Origin of the sequence: Arthrobacter alkaliphilus, from assembly GCF_021483235.1 — a bacterium.
In the GTDB taxonomy this organism is placed as follows: domain Bacteria; phylum Actinomycetota; class Actinomycetes; order Actinomycetales; family Micrococcaceae; genus Arthrobacter; species Arthrobacter alkaliphilus.
Map to the genome: position 1 here is coordinate 55,291 of NZ_JAKEEC010000011.1, position 18,667 is coordinate 73,957.

The 18,667-nt window shown below is 65.7% G+C and carries 16 protein-coding genes; 5 read left to right on the top strand and 11 right to left on the bottom strand.

Going from position 1 to position 18,667, the window contains the following annotated elements:
• Window positions 1-22: 22 nt before the first annotated feature.
• The 6 genes from L0B83_RS09810 to L0B83_RS09835 are packed head-to-tail and all read right to left on the bottom strand — an operon-like array spanning window position 23 to window position 6,467.
• A complete protein-coding gene (locus tag L0B83_RS09810; protein WP_234758222.1) occupies window positions 23-862 on the bottom strand; it encodes an HpcH/HpaI aldolase family protein in 840 nt (279 codons plus the stop codon).
• The gene (gene hpaH, locus L0B83_RS09815) at window positions 847-1,632 is read right to left on the bottom strand and encodes a 2-oxo-hept-4-ene-1,7-dioate hydratase (RefSeq protein ID WP_234758223.1); all 786 of its coding nucleotides are present in this window, start codon (window positions 1,630-1,632) and stop codon (window positions 847-849) included. Before hpaH ends, L0B83_RS09810 begins: the two co-directional genes overlap by 16 nt.
• A gap of 4 nt (window positions 1,633-1,636) precedes the next feature.
• A complete protein-coding gene (gene hpaD, locus L0B83_RS09820; protein WP_234758224.1) occupies window positions 1,637-2,734 on the bottom strand; it encodes a 3,4-dihydroxyphenylacetate 2,3-dioxygenase in 1,098 nt (365 codons plus the stop codon).
• 23 nt (window positions 2,735-2,757) lie between these two features.
• Window positions 2,758-4,284: a 5-carboxymethyl-2-hydroxymuconate semialdehyde dehydrogenase gene (gene hpaE / locus L0B83_RS09825; protein ID WP_234758225.1), complete on the bottom strand. Its 1,527-nt coding sequence runs from the start codon at window positions 4,282-4,284 to the stop codon at window positions 2,758-2,760.
• 55 nt (window positions 4,285-4,339) lie between these two features.
• The gene (locus L0B83_RS09830; RefSeq protein WP_234758226.1) at window positions 4,340-5,014 is read right to left on the bottom strand and encodes a GntR family transcriptional regulator; all 675 of its coding nucleotides are present in this window, start codon (window positions 5,012-5,014) and stop codon (window positions 4,340-4,342) included.
• Window positions 5,007-6,467: a fumarylacetoacetate hydrolase family protein gene (locus tag L0B83_RS09835; protein WP_234758227.1), complete on the bottom strand. Its 1,461-nt coding sequence runs from the start codon at window positions 6,465-6,467 to the stop codon at window positions 5,007-5,009. The genes L0B83_RS09830 and L0B83_RS09835 overlap by 8 nt, the downstream gene beginning before the upstream one ends.
• A 195-nt stretch (window positions 6,468-6,662) precedes the next feature.
• Between L0B83_RS09835 and L0B83_RS09840 the strand changes: the two genes are divergently transcribed.
• Window positions 6,663-8,582, top strand: coding sequence for an FAD-binding monooxygenase (locus tag L0B83_RS09840; protein WP_234758228.1), 1,920 nt, complete (start codon window positions 6,663-6,665; stop codon window positions 8,580-8,582).
• Between the two features lie 75 nt (window positions 8,583-8,657).
• A complete protein-coding gene (locus L0B83_RS09845) occupies window positions 8,658-9,362 on the top strand; it encodes an alpha/beta fold hydrolase (RefSeq protein ID WP_234758229.1) in 705 nt (234 codons plus the stop codon).
• On the opposite strand, the gene L0B83_RS09850 is transcribed toward L0B83_RS09845, so the two are convergent.
• Window positions 9,359-9,988, bottom strand: a complete 630-nt coding sequence (locus L0B83_RS09850; RefSeq protein ID WP_234758230.1) for a hypothetical protein — start codon at window positions 9,986-9,988, stop codon at window positions 9,359-9,361. The two genes, L0B83_RS09845 and L0B83_RS09850, sit on opposite strands and share 4 nt — an antisense overlap.
• A 150-nt stretch (window positions 9,989-10,138) precedes the next feature.
• On the opposite strand from L0B83_RS09850, the gene L0B83_RS09855 reads away from it, so the two are divergent.
• Complete coding sequence (locus tag L0B83_RS09855; protein ID WP_234758231.1) at window positions 10,139-11,293, top strand: hypothetical protein; 1,155 nt, start codon at window positions 10,139-10,141, stop codon at window positions 11,291-11,293.
• A 4-nt stretch (window positions 11,294-11,297) separates the two neighbouring features.
• Here the strand turns inward: L0B83_RS09855 and L0B83_RS09860 are convergent, their stop codons facing one another.
• The gene (locus L0B83_RS09860) at window positions 11,298-11,831 is read right to left on the bottom strand and encodes a hypothetical protein (protein WP_234758232.1); all 534 of its coding nucleotides are present in this window, start codon (window positions 11,829-11,831) and stop codon (window positions 11,298-11,300) included.
• A 702-nt stretch (window positions 11,832-12,533) separates the two neighbouring features.
• On the opposite strand from L0B83_RS09860, the gene L0B83_RS09865 reads away from it, so the two are divergent.
• Both L0B83_RS09865 and L0B83_RS09870 read left to right on the top strand, forming a co-directional pair.
• Window positions 12,534-14,012 (top strand): hypothetical protein, encoded by a 1,479-nt coding sequence (locus tag L0B83_RS09865; RefSeq protein WP_234758233.1) that lies wholly within the window; start codon window positions 12,534-12,536, stop codon window positions 14,010-14,012.
• A complete protein-coding gene (locus L0B83_RS09870) occupies window positions 13,996-14,637 on the top strand; it encodes a hypothetical protein (protein WP_234758234.1) in 642 nt (213 codons plus the stop codon). Before L0B83_RS09865 ends, L0B83_RS09870 begins: the two co-directional genes overlap by 17 nt.
• Before the next feature lie 22 nt (window positions 14,638-14,659).
• Here L0B83_RS09870 and L0B83_RS09875 read toward each other — a convergent pair whose 3' ends face one another.
• From L0B83_RS09875 to kdpC, 3 genes are all read right to left on the bottom strand, one after another.
• The gene (locus L0B83_RS09875) at window positions 14,660-15,337 is read right to left on the bottom strand and encodes a response regulator (protein ID WP_234758235.1); all 678 of its coding nucleotides are present in this window, start codon (window positions 15,335-15,337) and stop codon (window positions 14,660-14,662) included.
• Window positions 15,334-17,976, bottom strand: coding sequence for a DUF4118 domain-containing protein (locus L0B83_RS09880; protein ID WP_234758236.1), 2,643 nt, complete (start codon window positions 17,974-17,976; stop codon window positions 15,334-15,336). The genes L0B83_RS09875 and L0B83_RS09880 overlap by 4 nt, the downstream gene beginning before the upstream one ends.
• A 72-nt stretch (window positions 17,977-18,048) precedes the next feature.
• A complete protein-coding gene (gene kdpC / locus L0B83_RS09885; protein WP_234758237.1) occupies window positions 18,049-18,660 on the bottom strand; it encodes a K(+)-transporting ATPase subunit C in 612 nt (203 codons plus the stop codon).
• Between the last annotated feature and the right edge of the window lie 7 nt (window positions 18,661-18,667).

Below are 18,667 nucleotides of genomic sequence, written 5' to 3' on the forward strand. Positions count from 1 at the left end.
GAGTGGCGACTACCTACCTAGCTCAGTAGCTCGGCCGGACGTCACCTGTCCCGCCAAAGGGAGCGCCGCCGTCGTCGGGGGCTGTGGGAATGAACTTGCCGGCGAGGGCCTCAGTGCCGCGGGCAAGCACCGCGACATCCGCGCCGACCAGCACGAACGAGGCACCGGCATCCATATAGTCCCGCGCCGTCGCTTCGTTGAAGGCGTTGACCCCGCCCGGTTTGCCCGCGGTCCTTGCCGCGGAAAGGCAGTGCTCGACGGCGGCGCGCACCTTGGGGTGTTCCTGCTCGCCGAGCAGGCCCAGGGACGCCGCAAGGTCGGAGGGCCCGAGGAAGATGGCATCGACGCCGTCGACCGCCAGGATCTCCTCCACCGCGGCGACGGCGGCCTCGGTTTCGATCTGGACCGTGACGCTGATGGTTTCCGCGGCCCGGGCGAGGTAGTCCGGGATGCGGTTCCAGCGTGAGGCGCGGGCCAGGGCCGAGCCGACGCCCCGGACGCCGTGCGGCGGGTAGCGCACGGCGTCGACGGCGGCCTTGGCTTCCGCGGCGGAGTTGACCATGGGGATGAGCAGGTCCTGCACGCCGAGGTCCAGGTATTGCTTGAGGAGCACGGCGTCGTTGACCGGCGGCCGGACCACGACCTGGACCGGGTAGCCGCGCACGGCCTGGAGTTGGGCAAGGATGGATTCGAGGCCGTTGGGGCTGTGTTCGGCGTCGATGAGGAGCCAGTCCAGGCCGGCTCCGGCGCACAGTTCGGCGATCAACGGGCTGCCGGAACATACCCACATCCCTGCAAGGGGCCGGTCCGTGGCAGCCAAGGCCTCGCGGAATGTGCGGTCAGGCTCTACTCGAACCGGCATGTGACAGCTCCCAACGGTCCATAGTCGGCGTGGACGGTATCGCCTTTGTACACCCAGAGCGGGCGGGTGAAGGAGCCTGCGAGGACGATCTCTCCCGCCTTCAGCCCGTCGCCATGCGCAGCGATCTTGTTAACGAGCCAGTGCACGCCGTTCGCCGGATGGTCCAGGACGCCGGCGGCGACGCCGGTTTCCTCCACGGTCTGGTTCTTGTACAGGATGGCCGACACCCAGCGGAGGTCGACGGCGTCCGGACGGACCGGGCGTCCGCCCACCACCATGGCACCCATCGCTGCGTTATCCGAGATGGTGTCCACGATGGTCCGGCCTTCCATCTCGATCCTGGAATCCAGGATTTCAAGGGCCGGAACCACGTAGTCGGTGGCGTTCAGGACGTCGAAGATGCTGCAGCCCGGCCCGGACAGGTCCTTTTTGAGCACGAACGCGAGTTCCACCTCCACCCGGGGGTGCGTGTACCGGTCCCAGGGTATGGAGCAGCCTGTTTCCAGGACCATGTCGTCAAAGATCGCGCCATAGTCCGGTTCCGTGATGCCCGTCGCCGCCTGCATGGCTTTGGAGGTCAGCCCGATCTTGCGGCCCACCAGCTTCCGGCCCGCTTCCTCGTTGCGGCTGCGCCACAACCGCTGCACGGCGTAGGAATCCTCAACCGTCATCTCCGGGTACCGGGCAGTCAGGAGGGGAACAGGGGTCCGGCTCCGCCCGGCTTCCAGCAGCTCATCCGCAATGGTTTCTATCGTCTTCGGGTCAAGCATCGGCTTAGACCTGCGCTCCGAGCTTGAAGCCTTCGGCGGCGGCGGGTCCGGACGCGTCGCCGTCGTCGCTCTTGCGCGTGTAAGAGAAGCCGTCGGCACCGACCGTTACGGCCATTTCGCTCTTTTCCTCACGGACAACGACCGGCTGCGGGTTGCCGTCCAGGTCCAGGACGAGGGAGGCCTCGGTGTACCAGGACGGGACCACGGGGTTGCCCCACCAGTCGCGGCGCTGATTGTCGTGCACGTCCCAGGTGACGGTGGGGTTGTCCGGGTCGCCGGTGTAGTAGTCCTGGGTGTAGATCTCCACGCGGTGGCCGTCCGGGTCAAGGATGTAGAGGTAGAACGCGTTGGACACACCGTGCCGTCCGGGGCCGCGTTCGATCCGGTCGCTGATGCGCAGGGCGCCCATCTTGTCGCAGATCTGGATGATGTTGTGCTTCTCGTGGGTGGAAAACGCGATGTGGTGCAGGCGCGGGCCGTTGCCGCCGGTCAGTGCGGTGTCGTGCACAGTCTGCTTGCGGTGCATCCACGCGGCGTACGTCACGCCGTCGGCATCTTTGATGTCCTCCGAGACGCGGAAGCCGAGGTCCTCGAGGTATTTGCGGCCGCGCGGAACATCGGGGGTGACCTGGTTGAAGTGGTCCAGGCGCACCAGTTCCCCGGCGGAGTACAGGTCGTAGCGCTGGGTGAGGCGTTCGACGTGCTCCACCTCGTAGAAGAACTCATAGGGGAAGCCCAGCGGATCCTCGACGCGGACGGAGTCGCCCACGCCCTTGGTGAAGCCGTCCCTGCGGCGCTCCACCCGGCAGCCGAGCTCCTTGTAGTAGGCCTCGGCGGCGTCGACTTCGGCGGGCGACTTCACCCGGTACGCGAACGCGGCGGCCGCGGCGACCGGCCCCTTGCGCAGGACCAGGTTGTGGTGGATGAACTCCTCGAAGGAGCGCAGGTAAATGGCGTTCTCGTCTTCCTCGGTGACGTGAAGGCCGAGGAGGTCAACGTAGAACTCGCGGGATTTGGCCAGGTCGGTGACCACGAGTTCGAGGTACGCGCAACGGACGATGTCCGGCGCCGGGACTGTGGGGGTGGGAACGAAGTTGGTCATGGTGGTCTCTCTTCAACTCTGTCTTAGGCGCCGAACTTGGGGGTATGTACAGCTCCGAGGGTGATGTGGACCGCCTGCTGGTCCGTGTAGAAATCAATGGAGCGGTAGCCGCCCTCGTGGCCCAGTCCCGAAGCCTTGACGCCACCGAACGGGGTGCGCAGGTCCCGCACGTTGTGGCTGTTGAGCCACACCATGCCGGCTTCGACGTTCTGGGCGAAGTTGTGGGCGCGGGTCAGGTCGCGGGTCCAGATGTAGGCCGCCAGGCCGTATTTGGTGTTGTTCGCGAGGGCGAGGGCTTCTTCGTCGTTCTCGAACGGGGTGATCGCGACGACGGGACCGAAAATCTCCTCCTGGAAGATCCGCGCGTCGGGCGCAACGTCGGCAAACACCGTGGGAGCGATGTAGTTGCTGTTGTTGAGCCCGTCGGGGAGGTTTTCCGGCCGTCCCCCGCCGGCGAGGAGGCGGCCTTCGGACTTGCCGATCTCCACGTACGACGCGACCTTGGCGTAGTGCTCGGGGTGGACGAGGGCACCCACCTGGGTCTTGGGATCGTGCGGGTCACCTACCACGATGTTCTTTGCACGGGCGGCGTACTTCTCGCAGAACTCCTCGTAAATGGCCCGTTCAACAAGGATGCGGGAGCCGGCCGTGCAGCGTTCCCCGTTGAGGGAGAAGACCCCGAACAGGGCGGAATCGATCGCGGCGTCGAGGTCGGCGTCGGCGAACACGACACACGGGGACTTGCCGCCGAGCTCCATGGACAGGCCCTTGAGGTTGGCCGCGGCGTTGCGGAAGATCGTCTGGCCCGTGGTGGTCTCGCCCGTGAAGGAAATGAGCGGCACGTCCGGGTGCTTCACCAGGGCATCGCCGGCTTCCTCACCCAGGCCGTTGACCAGGTTGAACACACCGTCGGGCAGGCCGGCGTCCTTGAAGATTTGCGCCCAAAGAGACGCGGACAAGGGGGTGAACTCGGCCGGCTTGAGGACCACGGTGTTGCCCGTCGCCAGGGCGGGGGCAAGCTTCCAGGACTCCAGCATGAACGGCGTGTTCCACGGGGTGATCAGGCCTGCGACGCCGATCGGCTTGCGGTTTACGTAGTTGATCTGCGATCCCGGGACCTTCATGGCGTCGTCGAACTGGGCCACGATCAGGTCCGCGAAGAAGCGGAAGTTCTCGGCGGCTCGCAGTGCCTGGCCCTTGGCCTGGGTAATCGGCAGGCCGGTATCGAAGGTCTCCAGTTCGGCGAGGCGCTCTTCCTGGGCTTCGACGGCGTCGGCGATCCGGTTCAACACCGTCGCACGCTCGCGGGGCTTCAGCTTCGGCCATGGACCGTTCACGAAGGCTTCGCGGGCCGCAGCGACCGCAAGATCGATGTCTTCCTTCTGGCCTGCGGCGGCGGTGGCGTAGTTGGTGTTGGACACCGGGTCCAGGACATCGAAGGTCTTCCCGCTGACCGAGTCTACGAATTGGCCGTTGATGTAGTGCTGGATGTGGGTAGGCAGGTTTTCCGGGATGTAGTGGGTGGCGGTGGCCGGTGCGGTGAACGTCATTGTTTCTTCCTTCTTTGGTGCAACGCGGGGTCACTTACGGCCCATGTTGGGCGGTTTAATGGGCGCTAAGTGACCCCGCGTTGCTCTGGGCGAGGTACGCGTCGAGGGTGGCGGCGCGGTGGCGGCGGGCGGCTTGTTCGATGGTGTCGGCGTCCGCTCCTGACTCGATGAGTTGGAGCAGTGCTTCATGCTCTTGCACGGATTCCTGGGCCCGGCCCGGAATGAAGCGGAAGGTCGTGGCCCTGATCGAGGCGAGCCGGTTCCAGCCCCGGTGTACGAGGTCCAGGATGTGCGGATTGGGACAGTGTTCAAAGAGCACGCTGTGAAAATCCTGGTTCAGCGCGGTGAAGCGGACAGGGTCGAAATGCTCGAGGCAGTCCCGCATCTCGGAGTTGACCGCGCGGGCCCGGGCAATGGCCACGGCATCGATCAGGGGTGCGGACAACGCCGTCGCCGCGCCCTCGATGATGCTCAAGGTCTGCATCGTGTACAGGTACTCGGTGGGGTCGATCCCGGAGACCGTGGCGCCGACGTTGCGTTCGAACTTCACCAGCCCTTCGGCCTCCAGGCGGCGGATGGCTTCCCGGACCGGGACCACGCTGACGCCGAGGTCCTCTGCGATCTTGGCGAGCACCAGCCGGTACCCCGGCGTGTATGTGCCCTCCACGATGCGCGCCTTCACGGCCGCGTAGGCCTGCTCGGATTTGCTCCCGACGGCGGTTTCAGTCACCGTGCGTTCCTACCCACTCTGCGTAGCGGGCACGCCATTGGGCGTTCATCGGGTAGAGCCCGTCCACGCTGTTGCCCTGCTTGACCATCTCCAAGATGAAGGCTTCTTCCTTCTCCTGCTCGATGCACTCGTCCACCAGTTCTTCGGCGATGGCCGGGGGTATCACCAGGATCCCGTCCGAGTCGGCCACGATGATGTCCCCGGGCTGGACCGTCGCCCCGCCGCAGGCGATGGTGATGTCCGTGTCCCACGGGATGTGCCGCCGCCCCAGGACGGCCGGGTGCGGATTGGCGAAGTAAGTGGGCATGTCCAGTCCCGCGACCGCCGAATAGTCGCGGACGCCCCCGTCGGTGATGATGGCCGCGGCACCGCGCACTTGGGCACGCATGGCGAGGATGTCGCCCACGGTCCCGGTGCCCTTCTCACCGCGGGCTTCCATGACCAGGATCTCGCCCTCATTCACGGAATCGATTGCCCGTTTCTGGGCGTTGAACCCGCCTCCGTGGATCTTGAACAGATCCTCCCGGTTGGGCACATAGCGAAGCGTCCGGGCGAGCCCGACGACGCGGCGGTCCGGGCGGGTGGCCTGCAGTCCGTCGATGCTGACGTTGTTGAGCCCGCGCTTGCGCAACTGGCTGGACAGGGTGGCCGTGGCGACGGACTCCAGCTTCTTCTTCAGTTCCGGCGCAAGGACCGGAACGACGGCGGCAGGGAGCCCGGCCGCTTCACGGGAACCGTACGCTTCCTCCCGCTGGGTGTCATCAGCCTTGGGCCTGGCGCCGAAGTCCGCGAACGGCGTCGTACCTTCCGTCACCGTGGTGGTGAGACGACCCGAGCTGAACTCACCGCCGGTGACTTCGACTTCGACGACGTCGCCCGGCTGGGCGACGGAGGCGCCGGCGGGGGTGCCGGTCAGGATGATGTCGCCGGGTTCGAGCGTGAGGAGCTGGGAAAGATCGGCGACGAGGCGCGCGAAAGGGAACAGCAGGTCTTCGGTGGTGTCGTCCTGGACGAGTTCGCCGTTGTGCCAAGTGCGGACCCGCAGCGCGGAGGGGTCGACGGCGTCTGCCGGGATAAGTGCCGGGCCCACCGGAGTGAAGCCATCGCCGCCCTTGGACCTGAGATTGGAGCCCTTGTCCGCGTAGCGGAGATCGTACACACCAAGGTCATTGCTTGCCGTCACCCACCCGACGTGGCTCCACGCATCCTCGAGGCCGACCCGCCGAGCCGGCCTGCCCATGACCAACGCGATCTCACCCTCGTAGCCCAGGAGTTCACAGCCGGCCGGACGCTCCACCGCTGAGCCACCAAGCGCCAAGGACGACGGTGGCTTCAAGAAGTACGACGGCTGTTCCGGCGTGCGGCCCCGCTGGATTGCCCGGCTGGGGTAGTTGATATGTACCGCGATGACCTTGCGGGCTCCTGCCAGGATGTGGTCGGTGACTGGTTCCAAGATCACTCCTCATCGAGTACGAAATCGTATACGAAAACTATGGCGCGGGAGTTTGGAGACGTCAACCCCCTCTTTCGGGCGCCGTCCTTGTAGCCCGCGTCACACCTGCCGTACAGTATGAATTCAGATCAAGGTTCAGATAAAGAATTTACAGTTCCATAATTGAACAACCCCACAATGAGGTGAGGAAAGTCCATGCAGTTCCACCACCACGGTTATGTCTCCGGCGACCCACGGATCCAGCCGGCAGCCGGCGTTGGAATAGACCGTCCGGCCGAGCTTCCCGACGAAGTCGACGTGCTCATCGTTGGCAGCGGACCCGCCGGCATGCTCGCCGCCGCGCAGTTGTCCCAGTTCCCGGGCGTCACAACCCGGATCGTTGAGCGGCGCCCCGGCAGGCTCGCGATCGGCCAGGCGGACGGCATCCAAGCCCGGAGCGTGGAGACGTTCCAGGCCTTCGGGTTCGCGGAGCGGATCATCGCCGAGGCCTACCGGATCACCGAGATGGCGTTCTGGAAGCCGGACCCCTCGGACCCTTCGCGCATCATCCGCACCGCGCGCGCCCTCGATGACCCGACGGGAGAGATCAGCGAATTCCCGCACCTCATCGTCAACCAGGCGCGCGTGCTGGACTACTTCGCAGAGTTCATGGCGAACTCACCTACCCGCATGTCCCCCGACTACGGTTACGAGTTCCGCCGCCTCGAGGTCACCGACCAGGGGGACTACCCCGTCGCGGTCACCCTTCTCCACACCTCCGGACCCCACGAAGGCCAGGAACGCGTTGTCCGGGCCAAGTACGTCGTGGGGGCTGATGGCGCCAGGAGCAAGGTGCGGGAGTCCATCGGATGCACCCTCGCCGGCGACCAAGCCAACCACGCCTGGGGCGTCATGGACGTCCTTGCGGTCACGGACTTCCCGGACATCCGCACGAAGTGCGCCATCCAGTCCGGCGCCGGTGGCAGCATCCTGTTGATTCCCCGGGAGGGCGGCCATCTCTTCCGCATGTACGTAGACCTCGGGGAGGTGGATCGGAACGACAACCGCTCCGTGCGGAACACCACCATCGAAGAAATCATCGCCAAGGCCAACGAAATCCTGCATCCTTACACGCTCGATGTGCGTAACGTCGCCTGGCACAGTGTCTACGAAGTGGGCCACCGCCTCACAGACAGGTTCGACGACGTCCTGCCGCACGAGCGCGGCACCCGCACCCCACGTGTGTTCATTGCCGGCGATGCTTGCCACACGCACAGCGCCAAGGCCGGCCAGGGCATGAACGTCTCGATGCAGGATGGCTTCAACCTGGCATGGAAGCTCGGACACGTACTCGAAGGCCGCAGCCCGGAGAGCCTGCTGTCCACGTACTCCGCCGACCGCCAAGTGGTGGCGAAGAACCTCATCGACTTCGACAAAGAGTGGTCCACACTCATGGCGAAGAAGCCCGAGGAGTTCGAGGATCCCACCGAGTTGGAGCGCTTCTACGTGAGCACCGCGGAGTTCCCCGCCGGTTTCATGACCCATTACGCCCCCTCGGCCATCACCGCCGAGCCGACACACCAAGGCTTGGCCACGGGCTTCACCATCGGCAAGCGCTTCAAATCGGCACCCGTGGTGCGGGTGTGCGACACGAATCCAGTGCAACTGGGCCACCAGGCCACCGCGGATGGCCGCTGGCGGATCTACGTCTTCGCGGACGCAAGCGGGGCCGGGACGGACCCATCGGGAACACGCTCACCGGTCGCGGACTTCGCCGAGTGGATCGCGAACTCGCCGGACTCGCCGCTGGCCGCAACGCCGTCGGGCGCCGACCGCGACGCGTGGTTCGACGTGAAGGTGATCTACCAGCAAGAGCATGCGGGCGTTGACATCGGGGCGGTGCCGGAGGCGTTCAAACCGCAGGTCGGACCGTTCCGGCTCACGTACCTCGAAAACGTCTACGGCAGCGATCCTTCGGCGGACATCTTCGAGTTGCGCGGCCTCGACCGCAAGGGCGTCGTGGTGGTGGTGCGGCCCGACCAGTATGTCGCGAACGTCTTGCCCTTGACCGCGACGGCGGAACTTGCCGCGTTCTTCGCACCGCTCCTTCGATCGGGCAGGACCGCGGCAGTGTGACCTTTTGACGCGCCCTGGCATGCCGGACAACGCGCGAGGGTTCATTCTGTCGGTGGCCCATCGTAGGGTACCGGCATGGACATCATCATGGTTCCCGGATTCTGGTTGGACGCTTCTTCATGGTCGGAGGTCACGCCTCCGCTCACTGCTGCGGGGCACACGGTCCACCCACTCACGCTGCCCGGGCTGGAGGCCGTAGACGCCCCGAGGTCCGGCATCGGGCTCAGGGATCACATCGACGCCGTCGTGGCGGCCGTCGACGCTGTTGGCAAGCCCGTGGTGTTGGTGGGACACTCCGGGGGAGGCGCCATCATCCATGGCGCCGTCGACGCCCGCCCGGACCGTGTGGTCCGGGCGGTCTACGTTGACAGTGGACCGCTTGGTGAGGGCGGTGTCATCAACGACGAGCTGCCTGTTGAGGGCGATTCCGTGCCCTTGCCACCTTGGGAGCTGTTCGAAAATGAGGACCTCGTGGACCTCGACGACGAGATGCGGGCCGCCTTCCGCGCCCGCGCCATCCCGGAGCCAAAAAACGTCACCACTGATAAGCAGCGCTTGCACGACGTGCGCCGCTACGACGTCCCCGCCACCATCATCGCCTGCGAGTTTCCTTCCAGCCTGCTCGGCGAATGGATCGAATCCGGCCACCCCTTCGTGGCTGAACTCGCCCGCATCAAGGACATCGAATTCATGGACCTGCCCACCGGCCACTGGCCGCAGTTCACCAAGCCGGCGGAACTAGGCGAGGCCATTCTTGCGGCGGTTGAGCGGCGGGGCTAGTGCGCCCTGTATAGCGCAACCGTCGGATCGGCGACTTCCACCGCGAAGACCTGTTGATCCGACCGGGATTGGCCGCAGACCCAGACCCGGGCCTCGGAGCCTATGCCCGGGACCTGGGACTGCAGAAGGTCTGCTGAACTCCCCGAGGGCCGGTTCCATTCAGCCTCGAACGGCGCAACGCCCGGCTGGTCCGTAGTTATGGTCAAGGAGAAGGATGAGACTCCTCCGTCTTCCGAGAGCCCTACGTGCCTGGAGGCGACATTTCCACGAACCGGCCGGGCGGTCGTTCGCGCCCGTTTCCACTGGTCCTGGGTCGCCCGCTCCCGTGCGCCGTTCCTCACGGAGGACGCAAAGCCGGCCCAGACGCCGATCAGGAGCCCGACGAACATTACCGTGAACAGGGCGTTGAACCACCAGCCGGGCGTATGGGAGGTCCACAACTCGATGGCGAGCCACCCGCAGGTCATCGTGGCGAGGACGAAGATGCCAGCCACGATGGCCCGGCCAGCGGGACCGAGCCGGCGCTGGAAGAGCAGTTCCGACGGCGGTTCGGCACCGGGGATGAGCCGGGGAACAAGATGGACGAGGGGGACCACGCTCGGGCTGTCAGGAACGCTCGACTCCATGCGGCGATCCTAACAAGCCGGCGAGCCGCCCCACGGAAACCGTCACCCTTGACAAGATCCGAGGGCGGAATGAATGATACGAGCCTCACCTGCTTTGTCCGTTCCCGCGGTCAATAGCTAACTGGTGTCCGGCGTTATCGAAAGAGCACAGTGACAATAATCGTGTGGGCGTGTTTTTCGGTCGGGTTGCTTGGCTTGCTCCTGAACTGGATGAGCGTGATCGGAACGCTGATCGTGCCGCGGCCGTTGCACAGCAACCTCTCACGGGCGACCCATCTGGTCACTGCGAAAATATTCACAGTTATTACCAAGCCCGTGGCCTCGTACGAAGTACGCGACCGGATCCTTGCCTGGCATTCTCCCATGGCGCTGTTCGTCCGACTGTTGGTTTGGGTGATCGTCTTCGACCTGTCATTCAGTCTCCTGCTCCTTCCATTCGTCGACGGTGATCCCTGGCAAGCCGCAAGCGAGGCCGGATCGGCGATGTTCACGCTGGGCTACGCCGCGCCATCGAATGTCGGCAACACGATATTGGTTTACGCAGCCGCGTACACCGGTTTGATCGTGATCGCTTTGCAGATCGGGTACCTCCCTACGCTTTATGCGGCCTTCAACAGGCGGGAGGCCGAGGTAACGCTCCTGGTATCGAGGGCCGGTTCACCGTCATGGGGGCCGGAGCTTCTGGTACGCACGCGGTTCGGAATGGCCGCCCAAACGAGCACCAGCGAACTCAGCGATCTTTATCGAACCTGGGAGCGATGGGCTGCGGATGTGGCCGAATCACACAGCACCTACCTCACGTTGGTATGGTTCCGTTCGCCTTCATCGCAATCCAACTGGCTCAACTCCCTCCTCAGCGTCATGGACGCGGCCGCGTTGCAGCTTTCCCTGAGCCCGGGGGCTGTCGCGCACACACGGGCGCGGCTAGTCCTTCGAATGGGTTTCACCTGCATGAACCAGGTGGCCCGGGCCATTCGTATCCCGGTCGACGAAGACCCAGATCCCGATTCCGAACTTGATGTGACGTTTGAGGACTTTCAAGCTGCCGTGGAACTTATGCGGACTGTCGATTACCCGGTTGAGGTGACGGCCGAGCAAGCCTGGCCCCATTTCAGGGGCTGGCGGGTCAACTACGAAAAGGTCGCATACGCCCTTGCCTATGCGATCGATGCCCCGCCCTCCATGTGGAGCGGCCCGCGACGTTTCGCGTCCGAGCCGATCATGCCGTACCGGCCGAAGAACCGCACTTCCAAGGACGTCAAGCCGGACGACCCGCAAATGCTTGCCCCGAGGAAGACTCAATGAGGGATTAAAGCGGCGGATATCTCTTGAGGCCTACCAGTCCGCCCGCGGCAATCAGCGTGCCTCCGAAGGCCAACAGGATCCCGGGAAGTGAAACTGCCGGAGCGACGGGACGGTCGCCCTGGTTGGGGGCTCCCGGGTCGCCTGCCGCTGCAGACGTTGAATGTGGCGTCGACGGGCTCGGGCTCGAAGGGATCGGTGAAGGCGCTGCGGCCGCGGTGGTGGCGGGCGGCGCCGCCTGAGTAGGATCCGGCTCCACGATCGCCGCCGTCGAAGGCGTTGACGCGCCGCGCGGCGGAAGCACGACGCCGGGATCCGGCTGAGGTTGCGGCTGCACCGGTGGGGCGGCAGTGGCCGACGGGGCGGGCTTTCCCGTTGGGCGGGGAGACGGGGAGTTGTCGGGAGAGCACACGCCAACCACCCCTAGAAGGCCTTGGGGGTCGCAGGGTGCGGCCATTGCGGTCTCCGCGGGCGCAAGTGCGATCAGGCACAACACGAAAGGGAGCGCGACGGCTGCGGCTGGAACCTTTCGGCGAGTCATAGCTTCGACTCTACCGAAACTGTCCAGTTCACCCGCCGCCAAGATCACCGGCGCGCCTGCCTACCCAGAGTCTGTCGCAGGCTGTATTGTCACGATCAGCGAGCTTGGCGGCGTCCGTCCTGCCCGCAGGGTTGTTGGTTGGCCGCTGGCGGTTTCTGCTGGCCTTCCCGGCCCGTCCAGTGCCTCGGGGGATGGTTCTCTTTGCGGTCGCACCACTGCGGCCACTGTCCTGAAGGGCGGTGGCTACGGTTGAGTGCGCTGGTAGAGGAGAAGCCAATTTCTGAGATAGACGCAAACCCCGGGACCTTCAGCAGGCGCAGCCCTTCCCGTTCCGCCTTGCAGCCAATCCGATCCAGCCGTGTCCAGCTCCGCCGCTTCGGGGCCGCCTTGACGGCTGGGCTCTGCTTGGCGTTGCTGCCCGCCCCGGCGCTGGCAACTCCTTCCCCGGCGACCCCCGCTCCGTCACCTTCCGCGTCCCCGGCAACCTCCCAGGGCCCCGTGGACGGCGGCGCGCCGCAAAGCAACACCGCGCCCCCGACGTCGGTCCCGGAGCCTTCCGCGTCGCCGGCACCTTCCGCGTCTCCTGCACCGACCAATGCCCCGACTCCGAGGCCGACCGGGACCGGCGGGCCCTCGCCCAGTAACCCAGGCGTACCGACGCCCGCTGAGACCACGGCTCCCGCTCCGGCTTCACCTCCGGCCGTGCACGCGTCCGGCTTCGCTGTTCCCGGCTCCATCGGCGCAAAGCACGACGGTTTAGGCGGGGACGCAGGTGCACTCGGTCCTGCGATCGGCGAGCAGCAATGCGGGCTCCCCGGCGGCGCGTGCCGGCAGCAATTCCAGAAGGGCTGGATCTACTACGTCCCCGGAACCGGCACGTTCTATGTTTGGGCCGCGATCAATGCGCGCTACCAAACGCTCGGCGCGGACGCAGGCGGACTGGGCTATCCGATCGGGGACGAGCAATGCGGGCTCCGGGGAAACGCGTGTAGCCAGCAATTCCAGCGTGGTTCCATCTACTACGTCCCCGGGTACGGCACTTTCGGCGTGTGGGGCGCAATCAATGGGCGTTACCAGGCCTTCGGCGGCTCCAACGGGTACCTCGGATATCCGGTTGGCGACGAGCAATGCGGGCTTTCCGGAAACGTGTGCGCGCAATCTTTCCAGCATGGCGCGATCTACTTCGTCCCCGGGTACGGGACGTTCTCCGTCATTGGCGCGATCAATGCCCGTTTCGCATCCCTCGGCGGCATGTACGGGTACCTTGGCGCCCCGCGCGGCGAGGAACAGTGCGGCCTGCGCTTCGGCGGTTGCATGCAGCAGTTCGCGCGCGGAAAGATCTATTTTGCCATCGGAGCCGGCACTGAGCCGGTCTGGGGCGGTCTGGGCGGCTTCTACGATTCCCGCCATTCCCAGGACAGTGTGATTGGGTACCCGATGACTGCAGAGGCCTGCGATGGCGCCGGGAACTGCAGCCAGAGCTTCCAATTCGGGCAGCTTCAGTGGATTAGCGGCGGAGGTGTCCGGTACACGATCTCCACCGCGGGTTACTGCCACGCCCTGAACTCCGGTGCCGTGAAGTACCCCACTGCGGGCGCGCAACGGGTGTCCTTGGCTATCGCGGACTCCTACGGTTCGACCCAGGTGTCCATGATCACCTGTGTCCGCAGGCCAGGCGACGGGCAGTACGTGAAGGAGTGGGGCGCCATTGGCTCAGACGGAGAGTCCGGTTTCGCGGGTCCGGGTGTGGCGACCGGGCCCACGTGGCAGGCGTTCTCGCCCACCGGCTCCTTCACCGTCACCGAAGCATTCGGCCTGGGCAATCCGGGAACTGCCTTGTCTTACCGCACGCTGAACCAGTTCTCGCGCTGGGGCGGACGGTTGAACGGAAACTACAACCAGTACTTCGAATCCAGCTCGGACATTTTCCCGGACGAAAACATGTGGTACTTCGCCACCCGTCCCACCCACGATTACCGCCAAGGCGTGGTCATCAACTACAACCGCCCGCCGGACTCGTCCATCGTCATGAACGCAGGCTTCGCGATCTTCATGCACGGCAACAACAAACCCACGTGGGGCTGCCTGGCATTCAACGACCCGGACCTGTTGCAGTTCATGCAAACCGCGCAGGCCGGGGACCGGATCGTGATGGGGGTAGGCTATGACATCTTCTGGTAAGCGGATCCGCGCCTCCGCACTTCCGCTGTCCATCGTCCTCGCCGGCGTGTTGCTGACTGCGTGCCAGGGCACCCCGGCGGGCCCTGGCAGCACCGCGCCCAGCACTGCGCCGGCCTCGCCAAGGACCAATGTCACGGCTTCCCCCGGCACCACCGCCATGGACGGCAGAACCATAGGGACGCCAGACGCCAAAGCCTGCCAGGTTCCCGGCGTCCAGGAGGCCCGGCAGAAGCTCGGCGCCGTCGCCTCCCAGCTCCAGCCGGCCGTGCAATCCGTCACGGAAAACCAGGGCGTGAAGGAAACGAGTTGCATTTTCAGCCTGGTGACCGTGCCGAGCGGCCAAGACCCGGACCCCAACAACGCGCTGACCATCACGACGACGGTCTACCCGGACGCTGCCGCCCTCGCCAAAGTGGAGCTGCCCCGGATGATGATCTCGCCGACGCCCGTGCAAGCGGGGCAACGCGCTTGGTACGCCCGGAACCAGCTCTCCTCCAGTACCGAGTACGTCCTCGAATCGGCTTCGAAAAATGTCATCACGCGCATCACATTGGCGGTTCCCGTCCAAACGGCCGCCGTGGAACAGGCCCAAGAAAAGCTCACGGGGCTGCTGCCGCCGTCGTAACCTGGCTGTGCGCCCGTACCCGTCAGGGCATGAACCGGTACCCGATCCCTAATTCGGTGATCAGGTGGCGCGGGTTCCCGGGCTCCAATTCGAGTTTCCGCCGGAGCTGCGCCATGTACACCCGCAAGTAATTGGCTTCCTTCGCGTAGGCCGGGCCCCAGACCTCCCTGAGGAGTTGCTGCTGGGTGATCAGCTTCTCCGGATTGCGGACGAGAAGATCCAGGATCCTCCACTCCGTCGGCGTCAGCCGGACGTCCTCGCCCCCGCGCGTGACACGCCGCATGGCAAGGTCCGCGGTGAACGATTCAGTGACCAGCACGGGAGGCTCTTCGCCTGGTTCCGCGGTGCGCCGGAGGATCGCACGGAGGCGGGCGAGGAGCTCGTCGAGTCCGAATGGCTTGGTGACGAAGTCGTCCGCGCCGGCGTCCAAGGCTTCCACCTTGTCGTCGGAGCCGTGCCTCGCGGAGAGGACCAGGATGGGTACGCTGCTCCATTCGCGCAAGCGGGAGATGACAGTGGTTCCGTCGATGTCCGGCAGCCCCAGGTCGAGGATCAGGACCCCCACCGGCTGCTGGGCTGCGGAGCGCAAGGCCGATTCGCCGTCGGACGCGGTGGCCACCGTGTAGCCGTGGGCCTGGAGGGTAATCCGCAAGGCCTTGACGATGTGCGGGTCGTCGTCCACCACGAGGACGTTGCTCATCTCGCCTCCCTGGCGTTATCCGGACTGGGCGCCACGTGGCGGCGCTCCAAAAGAACCGATTGAGCTTCCATGGGAGCTTGGGCCTCCTCGTGCGGGAACGCCACCCCGGTGGACAGTGGCAGCCGGATCACCATGGTCAGGCCGCCGCCCGGCGTCTCTTCCGCAGTGAGGGTGCCGCCCATCGCTTCCGTGAACCCCTTGGCCACGGCGAGCCCCAAACCCACCCCGGTGGTGGAGGGGACGTCGTTGAGCCGCTGGAATGGCTGGAACATCCTGACCACGCTTTCGGCCGGGACTCCTTGGCCGTGGTCGATGATGCGCAGCTCTCCGGACGGCCTCCCGTCCAAGGTGGAGGAGCTGAACCCGCCCGCGGCTCCCACCAGCACAACATCGGAGTCCGGAGCGTACTTGATGGCGTTCTCAACGATATTGGCGATGACGCGTTCCAGCATCCCGGAGTCGGCGTCGACCTCCGGCATGTTGCCCGGCAGCTCGACGCGGACCCGTCCCGGAGGTATGCCGTGGAGCGCGGCGGGGATCACCTCGTACCAGCGCACCGGGCGGATCAATGCATCCACGGAGTCCGAGGTAATGCGGGACATGTCGAGGAGGTTCCCCACCAGCACGTCCAGCCTGTCCGAGCATTCCTCGATGGTCGCCAGCAGTTCCTGTTCCTCCGCGGGCGTGTAGTGGACGTTGCTTTGCCGCAGGCCGCCCACGGCCAATTTGATGCCGGCGAGTGGGGTCCGCAAGTCGTGGGAAACGGCGCGCAGGATGGAGGTGCGCATGGTGTTGCTCTCAGCCAGGCGCATGACCTCGCGACGGCTCGCGGCCAATTGCCGCCGCTCGAGCTGGGCCGCGAGGTGCGCGCCGAAGGCGCTGAGTAGGCGACGATCGCTGGCTGGCAGGATGCGGCCTGACAGGACCAGCCGGGTTCCGGGGTCGATCTGTTCGATGTTGTCCGCGCTGTCGGGAGAGCCCGGCGGCGCCTCCCCGGCTTTGGCGACGAGGCGCCAGCCGTCGGCAGCCCCGCCGCCCCCCGGGCCCGCGGCCCCGGCCCGGTACAGTGCGGCGCCGCGCATCTGGAACACGTCGAGCGCCTGCTTCAAGAGTCCTTCGACGGTGTCCTCGGCGCTCGACGCCCCGCGGGTGAGATCACCGAGGGTGGTGGCCTCCGCACGGGCGCGGGCGGCTTCCTTTGAGCGCCTGGCCGAGACGTCCACCACGGCCGCAACAGCGGCTGAAACGCCCACGAAAACCAGCAGCGCCAGGATGTTGTCCGGGTCGCTGATGGTCAAGGTTCCCACGGGCGGTATAGAGAAGAAGTTCACCAACAGGCTGCTCCATAGGGCACCGAGCAGGGCGGGCCACAACCCGCCGACCAAGGCAACGGCAACCGAGCCGGTCAGCTGGAGGAGCACGGCCGTCGCGATGCTGTGCGAGGGACTCGCGGCCAGGAGGAGCTGCAAAAGAACCGGCACGACAACTGCCATCGCGAAGCCGACGATCACCCGGGCACGGCCAAGGTCCCGTTGCCGTGGACGGTCGACGCCCCGACCGCCCAGGGGATGCGAAACCATATGCACATCGATATCGCCGGAGTCGCGCACCACCCTGTTGCCGATCCCCCGGCCGGTCAGACGGGCGACGAGGCTGCGGCGTCGGGAAATGCCGACGACAATCTGCGTTGCGTTCACGCTGCGGGCGAAGTCGAGCAAGGCCTTCGCCGGGTCCTCCCCCGCCACCGTGTGGTAGCTGCCCCCCAGCTCCCGGACCAAAAGGCGCTGGGCTTCCAACGCCTGGGGAGATTCCGACGCGACGCCATCCGCGGCTCGGACGTGCACCGCGAGCAAGTCGCCGCCGTTGACGCGCTTGAGGATCCGCGCGGCGCGGCGGACCAGGACCTCCCCTTCGGGGCCGCCTGTCAGGCCGATGACGATACGTTCGCGGGCGGGCCAGCTCGCCTCGATCCCCTGTTCGGAACGATACTTTGCGAGCCCTTCGTCCACCCGGTCGGCCAGCCACAACAGCGCCAGTTCCCGCAACGCCGTCAGGTTGCCCATCCGGAAATAGTTGGACAGGGCGGCGTCGATCTTGTCCGCCGAATAGATCTTGCCGTCGCCCAGCCGCTGCCGCAAGAGCTCCGGTGAGATGTCCACAAGGTGGATTTGGTCGGCGCGCCGCACCACGTCGTCGGGCACTGTCTCGGCCTGCCGGACGTCGGTAATGGCAGCCACGACGTCGCCGAGGGAAGCCAAGTGCTGGATGTTGACGGTGGAGAGAACGTTGATGCCGGCGTCGAGCAGTTCCTCGACGTCCTGCCAGCGCTTGGGGTTGCGGCTCCCGGGAATGTTCGAGTGTGCGTATTCGTCGACGACGGCGGTGCCCGGCTTGCGTGCCAGGACCGCGTCGACGTCCATCTCTTCAAAGCTGGTGTCCCGGTACGCGATGGTGCGCGGCGGGATGATTTCCAGTCCGTCCATCAAGGCACGGGTGTCGCTGCGTCCATGGTCCATGGCGAAGGCCACCACCACGTCTTCACCGCGCCCGCTCAATCGGTGGGCCTCTTCAAGCATGGCGTAGGTCTTCCCTACCCCCGGGGCTGCCCCGAGGAAAATGCGCAACGTTGCCCGTGCCATGTGGTCATTCTTTCACTTGTTGAACGCGCCGGTTGCCCGCAAGGCCGGCCATGCCGATGTGGCGGATTTCCTTCACTTGGCCGGCGCGGCCGCGGCAACGTCCAGGTTCAGCTCGGTGACGTTGACGGACGGCTGCCCCCAGAAGGCCTCAAGACCCGTAACAGTTCGCCGATCCACCATTGCCTGCACCGCCTCGGGGCTGAGCCCGTGCGCCTTGGCAACCCTGGGCACTTGGATACGGGCATAGGCGACCGAGATCTGCGGATCCAGCCCTGATCCACTGGCCGTCACGGCATCGGCGGGTACGTCCGACTCCTTGACCCCCTCGGCAGCGGCAATTGCAGTGCGAGCCGCTTTGACGGCGTCGAGCAGTTTGGAATCGTTGGGCCCCAGGTTGCTCGCCGAGGAATTGGACGTATCCCACTTGCCGGCGGACGGGCGCGCGTGGAACCATGCAGGGTTCTGGGTGCCCGAGTTGTCCGCCGAGACCTGCGCGATCAGGGCCGAAGCAGCGGGATTGCCGGCCGGGTCCTTCACGATCGAGCCATTGGCCTGGAACGGCACAACTGCCTGGCCGATGCCGAAAATCACCAGCGGGTAGAGCAATCCAAGGACCACGGTGGCCAGGAGCAGGAATCGGAGGGCAGTGCCTGCTTGCCGAAGATAGCCGGAAAGTGTGTTCATGGTTGTC